Below are 12,487 nucleotides of genomic sequence, written 5' to 3'. Positions count from 1 at the left end.
CATGGCCAACGTGAGAGAGCAACGCGCCGTCCGGGGCGGCATCAACAAGCCGCCAAGCCCCTGGTTCATCGCCGCCGGGTCACTGGTCATCGTGGCCTTCTTCGGCTTCCCCTACGCGCTGATGTTCATCAGCTCCCTGAAGACCCGCCTCGAGATCACCAACATCCCCCCTGACTACTTTCCGTCCACGCCACGCTGGGACAACTACCTCACCGTATGGGCCTCAGAGGTGGACCCGGCCTCATCGCTGCTGGCCACCGCGGTGATCTCGCTGGGCGCCACCCTGCTGGTGCTTCTGGTGGCCACCCCGGCCGCTTACTACGTGGCCCGGTTCCGGTTCCCGGGTCGCATGGTCTTCCTCCTCCTGGTGCTCTGCACCCAGATGCTGCAGCCGACGGTGCTGGCGGTGGGCCTGTTCCAGCAGTTCAAGGGGTGGCAGAGCTACGCGGTGTGGGCCGCGCTGATCCTCATCAACGCCGCCTTCAACCTGTCCTTCGCGATCTGGATCATGCAGGCGTTCTTCGCCTCGGTCCCGAAGGAGATCGACGAGGCCGCTCTGATCGACGGGCTTGGCCGCCTGCAGACGATGTTCCGCATCTCGCTTCCGCTCGTCTGGCCGGGCATCGTCACGGCGATCGTGTTCGTGTTCGTCAATACCTGGAACGAGTTCTCGGCCGCTTTCATCCTCGTCCAGCAGACGAACCTGCAGCCGCTGACGGTGTCGATGCCGCGGTTCCTGGGGCTCTACATCAAGGACTGGCAGTACCTGTTCACGGTGGCCATGATCGCGATCGTCCCGGTGGTGATTCTCTTCAGCTTCATCGAGAGGCGGCTCATCGGTGGACTCACGGCAGGTTCCGTCAAGTAGTGGCAAGCTTCGCCGACGGTGCTACAGTGGCCGACGTGGCACGGCATACCCTCCTCCTTGGCTGCCGCAGCGGGGCCCAGAATCTCTGAGCCAGATCCCCTCGCTGCGGTGCTTGTACGCGTCTGGCGCACCGATACAGCCCAGGAGATACTCAGATGAACGCTTTCACCACCCGCCCGCAGCCCACACCCGTGCAGCAGCCCACCCCGATGCCGGTGCACCGCTACACGCCCTTCATCCCCGTAGACGTGCCGGATCGCACGTGGCCCTCGAAGCGCATCGAGAAGGCACCTCGCTGGCTGTCCACTGATCTGCGTGACGGTAACCAGGCCCTGATCGACCCGATGACCCCGTCGCGGAAGATGCGCATGTTCGAGCTGCTGGTCGACATCGGTTACAAGGAGATCGAGGTGGGGTTCCCGTCCGCCTCCCAGACGGACTTCGACTTCGTGAGGCAGCTGATCGAGGGAAACAAGATCCCCGACGACGTCACGATCTCGGTCCTGACCCAGGCCCGCGAGGACCTGATCAGCCGCACGGCAGAGTCGCTGGTCGGCGCCCAGCGCGGCACGATCCACATGTACAACGCCACCGCCGAGCTGTTCCGCAAGGTGGTGTTCCGCATTTCCGAGCAGGAGTGCGTCCAGCTGGCCACCCGCGGCACCGAGCTGGTGATGAAGTACGCGGACAAGCATCTGCGCGATGTGGAGTTCGGCTACCAGTACTCGCCGGAGATCTTCACCCAGACGCCCACGGACTTCGCCATCGAGGTGTGCAACGCGGTCAGCGATGTGTGGCAGCCGGGGGAGGGGCGCGAGATCATCTTCAACCTGCCCGCCACCGTCGAGCGCTCCACGCCGAACACGTACGCAGACCAGATCGAGTACTTCATCCGCAACATCCGCGACCGTCAGCACGTGGCTGTCTCCCTGCACCCGCACAACGACCGCGGCACCGCTGTCGCGGCCTCCGAGCTGGGGCAGATGGCCGGGGCGGACCGGGTCGAGGGATGCCTGTTCGGGCACGGCGAGCGCACCGGCAACGTGGACCTGGTGACGCTGGCCCTCAACCTGTACACCCAGGGCGTGGACCCGCAGGTGGACATCTCGGACATCGATCACATCCGCCGCACGGTGGAGTACTGCACCGGCCTGCCGGTGCACCCCCGCCACCCCTACGCCGGTGATCTGGTCTACACGGCGTTCTCCGGATCGCACCAGGACGCCATCAAGAAGGGCCTGGAGCACCTGGAGGCCGAGGCCGCCCGCCAGGGCAAGCTGGTCGACGAGATCGACTGGGAGGCCCCGTACCTGCCGATCGACCCCCACGACGTGGGCCGCACCTACGAGGCAGTCATCCGGGTCAACTCGCAGTCCGGCAAGGGGGGCATGGCCTACCTGATGAAGAACGAGTACAAGATGGACCTGCCGCGCCGGCTGCAGATCGAGTTCTCGCGCGTGGTGCAGGCCCACACAGACACCTCCGGCGGTGAGGTCACCCCGGCCCAGATGTTCGCCATCTTTGAGCGCGAGTACCTGAGCGACGGTCCGTGGCGCCTGGACTCGGCCGGCTCCACCTCCAGCAACGGGCAGTTCCACGTCCGGGCCGTCATCGACGGCCCCACGCGCAAGAACGTCGAGGTCGACGGCGAGGGCAACGGTCCCGTCTCCGCGTTCGTCGACGCGCTGGTCCAGGCCGGCGCCCACGTGCGGGTGCTGGATTACACCGAGCATGCGCTTGATGCCGGCGGCGACGCCAAGGCCGCAGCCTACGTCGAGTGCGAGGTGGGTGAGGGCGACGACGCCACGGTCCTGTGGGGCGTGGGCGTGGACCCCAGCATCACCAGCGCCTCCATGAAGGCCATCCTGAGCGCCCTGAACCGCGCGGCGGCGTGGGTCATGGCCCCCGCCTGATCGGCGAGGGTTTGCTGAAGCTCACCGATCCCGTCGCCACCGATCCCGATTCCCTCTACGAGCGGTTCACGTCGTGGGCCGAAGGGCAGGGCCTCTCGCTCTACCCCCATCAGGACGAGTCCGCCATCGAGCTGTTCACCGGTAACAATCTGATCCTGTCCACGCCGACGGGTTCGGGGAAGTCGATGGTGGCGCTGGCGGGGCACTTCGCGGCGTTGGCGACGGATCGGGTGAGCTTCTACACCGCACCCATCAAGGCCCTGGTGAGTGAGAAGTTCTTCGCACTGTGTCAGGTCTTCGGCGCGGACAACGTCGGCATGGTCACCGGTGACGCCTCAGTCAACGCGGACGCCCCCATTATCTGCTGCACGGCCGAGGTGCTGGCCAACATCGCGCTCCGCGAGGGGCGGGCCGCCGACGTCGGCCTCGTCATTGCCGACGAGTTCCACTTCTACTCCGAGCCGGACCGGGGCTGGGCGTGGCAGGTGCCGTTGCTGGAGCTCCCCCAGGCGCAGTTCCTCCTGATGAGCGCCACCCTGGGCGACCTCACCGCGCTCGCGGAGGACCTCACGCGCCGCACGGGCCGCGCCACGAGCCTGATCAGCGACGCGGAGCGGCCGGTGCCGCTGCTGTTCGAATGGTCCATGACCCCGCTCCAGGAGCGGGTTGTGGACCTCATCCAGGAGCAGAAGGCGCCGGTCTACGTCGTTCACTTCACGCAGGCCGACGCGCTGGAGCGCGCCCAGTCGCTGCTCTCGCTCAACCTGATTACCAAGCACGACGGCGCCCGGATCGCCGAGGAGATCGGGGCGTTCAGGTTCGGGCCCGGCTTCGGCAAGATCCTGTCCGGACTGGTGCGCCGCGGGATCGGCGTGCACCACGCGGGCATGCTGCCGAAGTACCGGCGCCTCGTCGAACAGCTGGCTCAGACCGGGCTGCTCAAGGTCATCTGCGGTACCGACACACTCGGCGTGGGCATCAACGTCCCCATCCGCACCGTGCTGTTCACCGGGCTCGCCAAGTACGACGGCACGCGGGTGCGGCGCCTGCGCTCGCGCGAGTTCCACCAGATCGCGGGCCGCGCGGGCCGCGCCGGCTTTGACACGGTGGGTTTCGTGGTGGTGCAGGCCCCGGAGCACGTGATCGAGAACGAGCGCGCGTTGGCCAAGGCCGGCGACGATCCCAAGGCCAGGCGCAAGGTGGTGCGCCGCAAGCCGCCCGAGGGATTCGTCGCCTGGAGCGAGGACACCTTCGACAAGATCGTGGTCGCCGAGCCGGAGCAGCTGGTGTCGCGGATGCAGGTCACCCATTCCACGGTGCTCAACATCGCGCAGCGACCAGGCAGCGGTGCACAGTCCATGCGTGCGCTGATCGAGGCGTCGCACGAGCCGTCCGGCCGGAAGCGCGAGCTCACGCGGCGAGCCCTGGCCCTGACCCGGGCGCTTCTGCGCTCGGGCGTGCTGGTGAAGCTCAGCGCCGCGGATCCGGATGGCCGGTGGTGCGCCATGTCCGAGGGCGTCGGGGACGATTTCGCTCTCAACCAGCCCCTCGCCCCGTTCGCGGTGGCGTCGCTGGCGCTGCTGGACCCGGACTCACCCACCCACCACCTCGACGTCGTCTCCATCATCGAGGCGGTGCTGGAGGACCCGTTCCAGGTGCTGCTGGCTCAGCGGTTCGTGGCCCGCGGCGAGGCGGTGGCGCAGATGAAGGCAGACGGGGTGGAGTACGACGAGCGGATGGAGCGCCTCGAGGAGATCACCTGGCCCAAGCCCCTCGACGAGCTCCTCCAGCACGCCATGGGCATCTACGCCCAGTCGCACCCCTGGGTGGAGGCCTCCAAGCTGTCACCCAAGACCGTCGTGCGCGACATGTGGGAGCGGGCGATGAGCTTCAACCAGGCCGTGTCCTTCTACAAGCTCCAGCGCAGCGAGGGCGGACTGCTGCGCTACCTGTCGGACGCGTACCGGGCGCTGCGCCACACCGTCCCGGACGAGCATCGCACCGAGCAGTTCGACGACCTGGTCGAGTGGCTGGGGGAGACGGTCCGCCAGACCGACTCGTCCCTGCTCGACGAGTGGGAGGCCCTGACGGATCCGGACAAGGTGGCTGCGGCCGTCGCAGCCGCGGCGCTGGGGGCACCCCCGCCGCCACCGAGGCCGGTGACCGGCAACGAGCGCGCCTTCACCGCCATGATCCGCACCGCGATGTTCCGTCGCGTCGAACTCGCGGCCCGCGACGACATCGCCGCCCTGGCTGCCATGGACGCCGAAGCCTCTGTCATGGTCGATCCGCCGCTCGGGATCCTGATGGACGCCGACGCCTGGGACGAGGCCCTGGGGGAGTACTGGGACGAGCATGAGGACCTGCTCACCGACGGCGACGCCCGCGGCCCGGGGCTCTTCCGGATCGAGAAGGGGCGCGAGCGCTGGACGGTGCTCCAGGTGATTCACGATCCTCAGGGCAACCATGACTGGATGATCCGCGCCGAGGCGGATCTGGTGGCCAGCGATGCTGCTGGGTCCGCAGTGGTCCTCGCGGTTGCGTTCCAGCGCCTGGACTGATCGCCGCCCCAATCCTTCCCCTCAGCTACGCTGCGCGCATCACCTCGCCCATCACGGAAGGCGTGTCTGCATGCCCGGCACTCAGCGCGGCGTCACACTGCGATTCCTCGCCGAACCCATGGACGCCAACGTCCGTGGGCTGATGAGCGCAGGCAAGGTGCTCGAGTGGATCGACAAGGCCGGCTACGCCGCAGCCGTCGGGTGGGCCGGCACCTATGCGGTGACCGGCTACGTCGGCAACATCCACTTCACGCGCCCCATCCACGTTGGCGACCTCGTGGTGGTCCAGGCCCGCGTCGTACTCACGGGCAGGACGTCGCTCCAGGTGGTCTGCACCGTCTCCAGCGGCGACCCGCGTTCGTCGGCGCGGGTGCTCAATACCCAGTGCGTCCTGCAGTTCGTCGCCATGGAGGACGGCAAACCGGTCCCTGTTCCCCCCTTCGAGCCGCGAGACGAGTGGGAGCGGGGCCAGCACGATCGGGCGCTGGAGATCAACGTGGCGCGCCGGGCCATCGAAGAGGAGATGGGGGGCCAGGAGTACGACGTCGAGACCGGGTCCTGCCGCGAGACCCTGCGCTTCCTGGCAGCGCCGACCGATGTCAACTGGGGCGGCAAGGTGCACGGCGGCTACGTCATGAACTGGATCGACCAGGCGGCCCAGGTGGTGGCCGAACGCTGGCACGCCGGACCGGTGGCCTCCGTCTTCGCCGGTGGCGTGCGGTTCTACCGCCCCATGTTCATCGGGGATCTCGTCGAAGTCACCGCGCGGCTGCTCCACACCGGCACCACCAGCATGCACATCTCCGTGCACGTCAGCTCGGGAGATCCCCGGACGAGGGACCTCAGGGAGACCACGCACTGCACCATCGTCTACTGCGGAGTCGATGAGAAGGGCCGGAAGCGACCCGTGCCTCCGTGGCAGCCGGTGCTGCCCGGCGACGTGGCCCTGGAGACCCATGCACGCGCCATGATCGACATCCGCCGGAAGCTGCTCCGGCCTGTGCCGAAGGAACTGCCGCCGGACCTCTGAGAGGCTCAGGCTGAGCCGAAGCGCCGCTCCCGGGATGAGTACTGCTCGACGGCGGCCCACAGGTCGCGGCGGTCGAAATCCGGCCACAGCCTGTCCAGGAAGATGAACTCCGCGTACGCGGACTGCCACAGCAGGAAGTTCGAGGTGCGCTGCTCGCCGGAGGAGCGCACGAAGAGGTCGACGTCGGGGATCTCGGGCTCGTCGAGGAACCGTGCGAACCGCTCCTCGGTGAGTCGGTCGGGGTCCAACTTGCCTGCCCGGGCCAGACGAGCGATCTCGCGGGCCGCGTCGACGATCTCGGCCCGGCCGCCGTAGTTGACGCAGAACTGCAGGGTCAGGGTGTCGTTGTGTCGGCTCATCTCCTCGGCCACTTCGAGTTCCTTGATCACCGATCCCCACAGCCTCGGACGGCGGCCGGCCCAGCGGATACGCACCCCGAGGTCGTTGAGTTCGTCCCGGCGGCGGTGGATGACGTCGCGGTTGAAGCCCATCAGCCATCGCACCTCGTCGGGGGAGCGCTTCCAGTTCTCCGTGGAGAACGCGTACGCCGACAGGTAGGGGATGCCCAGTTCGACCGCGCCGTGGATGACATCCAGCAGCGAGGCCTCGCCGCGGGCGTGCCCCTCCGTGCGCTTGAGCCCCCGCTGCTTGGCCCACCTTCCGTTGCCGTCCATCACGATCGCGACGTGTCTGGGGAGGGCCGCCCGGGGGATCTCCGGAGCTCTCGCTCCGCTGGGGTGCGGGGTGGGGCGGCGGCGGGGCATGGGCACGCTCCGACACTACCCGCCTACACTCGATGCTGTGCCGACCTATCGCGACCAAGCGGTGGTGCTGCGGACGCATCAGCTGGGCGAGGCGGACCGCATCATCACGCTGCTGACCCGCACCCACGGCAAAGTCCGCGCCGTGGCCAAGGGGGTGCGCAAGACCTCCAGCAAGTTCGGCGGCCGGTTGGAGCCGTTCCATCACGTCGACATCCAGTTCGCGGAGGGGCGAGGCTCGCTGGAGGTGGTCACCCAGGTGGAGGCACTCCACTCGAGCAGGCTCGCCGCCGACTACTCGCGCTTTACCGCCGCGGAGGTGCTGGTCGAGACGGCGGACCGCCTCGTCGCGGAGGAGCACAGCCCCGCCCTTCAACAGTTCCGCCTCCTGCTCGGCGCGCTGCTCGCGCTCGAGGCGGGTGAGCGCCCCGCGCCGCTGGTGGTGGACTCCTACCTGCTGCGGGCGCTGGCGGTGGCCGGGTACGCCGTGTCGACGAGGAGCTGTGCCGGCTGCGGGAGCGTGGACGTGCGCTGGTTTTCACCCGTGGGCGGCGGGGCGGTCTGCACCGGATGCCGCGCCTCGGGGGCCGGCCAACTGGACCAGGCGGCCGCCACGCACCTCGGCTCCCTGCTCAGCGGGGACTGGGCGGTGGCCCAGGCCACTGATCTCGCCACTGCCAAGCGGGTCGACGGCATGGTGGTCGCCTACGCCACGTGGCACCTGGACCAGGCGCTCCGATCGCTTCCCTACTTCGAACGCTAGCCCGCGGAACAGGTGCGGCAGAGACCGAAGACCTCCACGTCGTGCACCACCTCGGTGAAGCCATTGGCCTGCGCGACGCGCGCTGCCCACTCCTCCACCTCGCGGGCGGCGATCTCGATCGAATAACCGCAGGACCGGCACACGAGGTGGTGGTGGTGACCAGACGAACACCGTCGGTAGGTCGCCTCGCCATCCGGGGTCCGCAGCACATCCACCTCGCCGGCCTCGGCCATGGCCTGCAGTGCCCGGTACACGGTGGCCAGCCCCACCTTGGCGCCCACCTCCCGAAGTTGGTCGTGGAGTTGTTGGGCGGTGCGGAACTCCTCACCGCCCTCCAGGAGGTCCCGGACGGCGGCGCGCTGCCAGGTGTGGCGCGTGGTGGGTTTAGTGCTCGTCATAGTGATCCCCATGGAGGGCGTGACGGTGGCCGTCGTGGACGTAGTCCAGGTGGTCGCCGTGCTGGATCACCTTCACCCCAGGCGTGTGCGCGAACGAGTCGTCGTGCGCCTCGGCCTGGCGATAGGTGTGGGAGTGGCCGTGATCCTCGACGTAGGGGATGAACCTGGCGGAGCGACGGGTCCACCGGCCGAACACCCAGGACAACCCCAGCAGCAGAATGGCGGTGACGACGATGGTGGCGCCGGTTGCGGTGTCCAGGTAGAAGGAGCCGATGGTGCCGCCGACCGCGGCCACAACTCCCACACCCATGGCGCCGAAGAATGAGGTGGTGAAGCCGATGAAGATCTGCTGCGATGTGGCCACCGGGATCACCATGAGCGCACTGATCAGCAGCAGTCCCACCGTGCGCATGGAGACGGTCACCGTGATGGCAGCCAGGACCACCACGAGGAGGTTGAGGGCCTTGACCCTGATGCCCAGGACCCTCGAATAGTCCTCGTCGACGGAGACGGCGAACAGTCTCGGCGCGAGCCCGATGGTCAGGGCCAGGATGATCACGGCAAGGGCGACGATGAGGGCGATGTCACCCTCGCTCACCGAGGTCAGTGAGCCGAAGAGGAACGCAGACAGTCCTCCAGCGCCCTGGCCCGCGACACCGGCCATCAACACACCCGAGGCGAGGCCGCCGTAGAACAGGATGGCCAGGCCCAGGTCTCCCGAGGCCTTCCCGTGCTGGCGCAACAACTCGACGGTGACAGCTCCCGCCACGGCGGTGACCACTGCGACGGGTAGTGGCGCCCACCCCGTCATGAGCGCCAGGCCGACACCCATGATCGCCACGTGCCCCAGGCCATCACCGAGCAGGCTCATCCGCCGCTGGACGATGAAGGTCCCGATGGCGGGGGCGATCAGGCCGCTGAGCAGCGCGGCGAGGAGGGCGCGTTGCATGAACGGCAGGCTGAGGATCTCGATCACGTGAAAGCTCCTGCAATCGGGTCGGACAGACCCACGACGGACGGCATGGTCAGGTCCGGGTCGCACTCATGGGCCCCGGTGGGCTCGGCTTCGACGACCAGACCGTCGCAGAGTGTGATCGAGCGGTGCAGGACCGTGCCCATCGGCCCGAGTTCGTGGAGCACCACCAGCAGGGCCAACCCCTCGTCGCCCAGGCGTGACAGCAGTTCTGCGATTCCCTGCTGGCTGTGCAGGTCGACTCCGGCAAGCGGCTCGTCCATCACAAGAAGGTCCGGGTGGGTGGCGAGGGCGCGGGCGATCAGCACCCGTTGCTTCTGCCCACCGGACAGGGCGCTGAAGGGCCAGCGGGCGCGAGCGCTCAATCCGACCAGGTCCAACGCTCGGTGCAGCGCGTCGCGGTCCTGCCTGCCCAGCCATTGGAACGGGCGACGGTGGGCCAGCCTCCCGGAGGCCGCCACTTCCCACACAGTCGCGTTTGCGACCGCCACGGAGGAATGTTGAGGCACGTACCCGATCCGGGACCAGTCACGGAACGTCTCCAGGGACTGCCCGAACAAGTCCACCGTGCCCTCCTGGTGGGGGACCAGGCCAAGCAATGCGCGGATCAGCGTCGACTTGCCTGAGCCGTTGCCACCCAACAGGGCAACGGCCTCGCCCTCCGCAACCGAGATCGACACGTCCCGGAGGACCGGCATGCCGCCCAGTGAGACGAAGAGTCCCTCGGCGTGGAGCGGATCAGCTGCAGTCATTGGCGGTGGAGAGTGCGGAGAGGTTGGCGCGCATGATCGAAGGGTAGTCCGTGCCGGGGGACTGGTCGGTGATCCCCTCCAGCGGATCGAGCACGGCTGTTTCGAGCCCGAGGTCCTCGGCAATTGAGGTCGCCACCGCGTCGGAGGTGAGCGTTTCGAAGAAGATCGTCGTGACGCCGTGGGCGCTGGCCTCGTCCTGGATCTCCTTGATCCGCGCCGGCGAGGGTTCATCGTCGGGGCTCACCCCGGAGATGCCGATCTCGGTCAGCTCGTAGCGGTTGGCCAGATAGTGGAATGCGGCGTGCGTGGTGATGAACTCGCGTCGGGCGCACTCATCGAGTCCGGCGGCGAGCTCGGTGTCCAGGACGCCGAGCGCAGACACGCTCTCGGCGGTACCGGCAGAATAGTCACCAGCGTGTTCGGGATCGATCTCGGCCAGCTGCGCGCCCAGCTCCTCCACGAGCGCGGCCATGCGGGTGGGATCCTGCCAGAAATGGGGATCGAACTCGCCATGGTCGTGTCCGTCATCGGCGGTGTGCTCCTCCTCCTCAGCGCCGTGGACATGCTCCTCGGCCACGGGAAGCAGATCGACCACCGTCGCCGCATCGAGGACCCGCTCAGCACCCGACTGCTCGATCGCATCGTCGACCGCGGGCTGGAACCCGGAGAGATACACCACGAGATCCGCATCGGCCAGGGAGGCGATCTGCTGCGGCGTGAGCTCGAGATCGTGCGCCTCCGCTCCCGGGGTGGCGAGTGTCGTCACTGATCCGTGTTCGCCCAGGACGGAGGAGGCCGCCCACTCGAGTGGGTAGAAGGCCGCTACGACGTGAGGCGCGGGCTGATCGGACGCGGGGGAGGATCCGCAGGCGGCGAGGAGCAGAACCGCAGCGGCGCTGACGCCGACGAGTCGAGACATGTGAGACATGAGAACCATTATCAATTAGACAAGCATGGGCGTCAAACCCGATCGTCACGATTTGATAACTCCCTGACGAAAGTAATGCGCTGCGGGTGTCGACGGTGGCAATATCTCGACAGGAGCGCGCTTGACAACGATCGTCAGGCGATGAGTCAACTCCCACGCAAAGGAGCGATCTGTCATGCGGAAAAAGATTTCCTTGATTTCCGGCCTCGCGGCCCTGAGTCTTCTGGCCACCGGATGCCTCGGCGGCGGATCCACCCCTGAGGCCTCGGAGGCCGAGGGTGAAGAGACCGCCAAGGAGACCATCCAGGTCATGTACGCCTTCTCGGGCGATCAGTCGACGGCCTTCCAGTCGGACATGGACACCTGGGGCGAAGCCAACGGCATCACCTTCGACTGGATCCAGTCCAACGAATTCGAAGTCCAGATCAACTCGAAGGTCCAGTCGGGCAACGCCCCCGACATCGCGATCTTCCCCCAGCCGGGCATCCTCAAGGCGTTGGCCGAGGAGGGGGAGCTGGCCGAACTGAGCACCCAGGTGGATCTGGGCCAGCTCGAGTCGGACATCATCCCTGGATTCCTGGACGCGGCCACCGTCGACGACGTGGTCTACGGGGCTCCCATGGCCATGAACGGCAAGTCCTTCTACTGGTACAACAAGCCGGCGTTCGAGGAAGCCGGGTACACCGTGCCCGAGACCCACGACGACCTGCTGGCCCTGCTCGATCAGATCAAGGCCGACGGCGTCGCCCCCCTGTGCTACGGCATGGAGTCCGGCTCGGCCACCGGCTGGCCGGCCACCGACTGGATCGAGGACTACGTCCTGCAGACCGGTGGCATCGAGGTGTATGACCAGTGGGTCAGCGGCGAGATCAAGTTCGACAGCCCCGAGATCCGCGAGGCGTTCGCCGTCTACGAGGAGGTCCTCATGACCGAGGGCAACGTCTACGGCGGGATCCAGAACTCCTCGTCCAACTCCTTCGCCAATGCGCTCAACCCGATGTTCGACCCCGAGCCCAAGTGCTACCTGGGCAAGCAGGGTAACTTCATCACTCAGCAGGGCTTCTTCCCTGACGAGATCTTCGCCCAGCTGGACACCGTGGTGGGGATGTTCGTGACCCCGAGCGTCTCAGGTGAGAGCCCTGTTCTGGGTGGAGGCGACCTTGCGGCCGCGTTCACCAAGAACGACGCCAACGTCAAGAAGGCCATGGCCTTCATGACCACCGATCCCGAGTTCGGCGACGCCCAGGTCGGTACCGGCGCATGGCTGTCCCCGCTGAAGACCTTCGATGTCGAGAAGTACCCCAACCAGGTACTCAAGGACGTCGCGGCTGAGGTGGCCGATTCGTCGGTGTTCCGCTTCGACGGTTCGGACCAGATGCCCGGCGCCGTCGGCTCCGGCAGCTTCTGGACCGGCATGGTGGACTTCACCAGCGGCCGCACCGATCTCGACGCCACACTGCAGGCCATCGACGCCAGCTGGCCGGCGAGCTAGTCGCCCCTTCCCAACCCGCGTCGGCGGTGGCTCGCTCTCGGGTCACCG

At 67.5% G+C, this 12,487-nt stretch carries 11 protein-coding genes; 6 read left to right on the top strand and 5 right to left on the bottom strand.

The window, feature by feature from the left end:
- Position 1: 1 nt before the first annotated feature.
- From H5399_RS10270 to H5399_RS10255, 4 genes are all read left to right on the top strand, one after another.
- Positions 2 to 868, top strand: coding sequence for a carbohydrate ABC transporter permease (locus H5399_RS10270; RefSeq protein WP_220490942.1), 867 nt, complete (start codon positions 2 to 4; stop codon positions 866 to 868).
- A 155-nt stretch (positions 869 to 1,023) separates the two neighbouring features.
- Positions 1,024 to 2,781: a 2-isopropylmalate synthase gene (leuA, locus tag H5399_RS10265; RefSeq protein WP_182782935.1), complete on the top strand. Its 1,758-nt coding sequence runs from the start codon at positions 1,024 to 1,026 to the stop codon at positions 2,779 to 2,781.
- Positions 2,782 to 2,792: 11 nt separating this feature from the next.
- The gene (locus H5399_RS10260; RefSeq protein ID WP_182782934.1) at positions 2,793 to 5,342 is read left to right on the top strand and encodes an RNA helicase; all 2,550 of its coding nucleotides are present in this window, start codon (positions 2,793 to 2,795) and stop codon (positions 5,340 to 5,342) included.
- A 70-nt stretch (positions 5,343 to 5,412) separates the two neighbouring features.
- Complete coding sequence (locus H5399_RS10255; protein WP_182782933.1) at positions 5,413 to 6,372, top strand: acyl-CoA thioesterase; 960 nt, start codon at positions 5,413 to 5,415, stop codon at positions 6,370 to 6,372.
- 5 nt (positions 6,373 to 6,377) lie between these two features.
- Here H5399_RS10255 and H5399_RS10250 read toward each other — a convergent pair whose 3' ends face one another.
- A complete protein-coding gene (locus tag H5399_RS10250; protein WP_182783113.1) occupies positions 6,378 to 7,136 on the bottom strand; it encodes an isoprenyl transferase in 759 nt (252 codons plus the stop codon).
- A gap of 37 nt (positions 7,137 to 7,173) precedes the next feature.
- Here H5399_RS10250 and recO point away from each other — a divergent pair, with 37 nt between their 5' ends.
- Entirely contained in the window at positions 7,174 to 7,896 is a 723-nt protein-coding gene (gene recO, locus H5399_RS10245; protein WP_182782932.1) for a DNA repair protein RecO, read from the top strand.
- Here the strand turns inward: recO and H5399_RS10240 are convergent.
- The 4 genes from H5399_RS10240 to H5399_RS10225 are packed head-to-tail and all read right to left on the bottom strand — an operon-like array spanning position 7,893 to position 10,947.
- Positions 7,893 to 8,294: a transcriptional repressor gene (locus H5399_RS10240; protein WP_182782931.1), complete on the bottom strand. Its 402-nt coding sequence runs from the start codon at positions 8,292 to 8,294 to the stop codon at positions 7,893 to 7,895. The genes recO and H5399_RS10240 overlap by 4 nt on opposite strands.
- Positions 8,281 to 9,267: a metal ABC transporter permease gene (locus H5399_RS10235; RefSeq protein ID WP_182783112.1), complete on the bottom strand. Its 987-nt coding sequence runs from the start codon at positions 9,265 to 9,267 to the stop codon at positions 8,281 to 8,283. The genes H5399_RS10240 and H5399_RS10235 overlap by 14 nt, the downstream gene beginning before the upstream one ends.
- Entirely contained in the window at positions 9,267 to 10,019 is a 753-nt protein-coding gene (locus H5399_RS10230) for a metal ABC transporter ATP-binding protein (RefSeq protein ID WP_182782930.1), read from the bottom strand. Before H5399_RS10230 ends, H5399_RS10235 begins: the two co-directional genes overlap by 1 nt.
- Positions 10,006 to 10,947, bottom strand: a complete 942-nt coding sequence (locus H5399_RS10225; protein ID WP_255422207.1) for a metal ABC transporter substrate-binding protein — start codon at positions 10,945 to 10,947, stop codon at positions 10,006 to 10,008. Before H5399_RS10225 ends, H5399_RS10230 begins: the two co-directional genes overlap by 14 nt.
- Positions 10,948 to 11,122: 175 nt before the next feature.
- On the opposite strand from H5399_RS10225, the gene H5399_RS10220 reads away from it, so the two are divergent.
- Positions 11,123 to 12,439 (top strand): ABC transporter substrate-binding protein, encoded by a 1,317-nt coding sequence (locus H5399_RS10220; RefSeq protein ID WP_182782928.1) that lies wholly within the window; start codon positions 11,123 to 11,125, stop codon positions 12,437 to 12,439.
- Positions 12,440 to 12,487: the final 48 nt, after the last annotated feature.

The sequence above is a fragment of the Tessaracoccus sp. MC1627 genome (genome assembly GCF_014164725.1).
Taxonomy (GTDB): Bacteria; Actinomycetota; Actinomycetes; order Propionibacteriales; family Propionibacteriaceae; genus Arachnia.
This window is presented reverse-complemented; position numbering and strand designations above follow the sequence as displayed.

Bases quoted from the DNA above. Each gene is read 5' to 3' on its own strand.
- H5399_RS10270 (WP_220490942.1), top strand. From the start codon at position 2: ATGGCCAACGTGAGAGAGCAACGCGCCGTCCGGGGCGGCATCAACAAG.
- leuA (WP_182782935.1), top strand. From the start codon at position 1,024: ATGAACGCTTTCACCACCCGCCCGCAGCCCACACCCGTGCAGCAGCCC.
- H5399_RS10255 (WP_182782933.1), top strand. From the start codon at position 5,413: ATGCCCGGCACTCAGCGCGGCGTCACACTGCGATTCCTCGCCGAACCC.
- H5399_RS10250 (WP_182783113.1), bottom strand. From the start codon at position 7,136: ATGCCCCGCCGCCGCCCCACCCCGCACCCCAGCGGAGCGAGAGCTCCG.
- H5399_RS10240 (WP_182782931.1), bottom strand. From the start codon at position 8,294: ATGACGAGCACTAAACCCACCACGCGCCACACCTGGCAGCGCGCCGCC.
- H5399_RS10230 (WP_182782930.1), bottom strand. From the start codon at position 10,019: ATGACTGCAGCTGATCCGCTCCACGCCGAGGGACTCTTCGTCTCACTG.
- H5399_RS10225 (WP_255422207.1), bottom strand. From the start codon at position 10,947: ATGTCTCACATGTCTCGACTCGTCGGCGTCAGCGCCGCTGCGGTTCTG.
- H5399_RS10220 (WP_182782928.1), top strand. From the start codon at position 11,123: ATGCGGAAAAAGATTTCCTTGATTTCCGGCCTCGCGGCCCTGAGTCTT.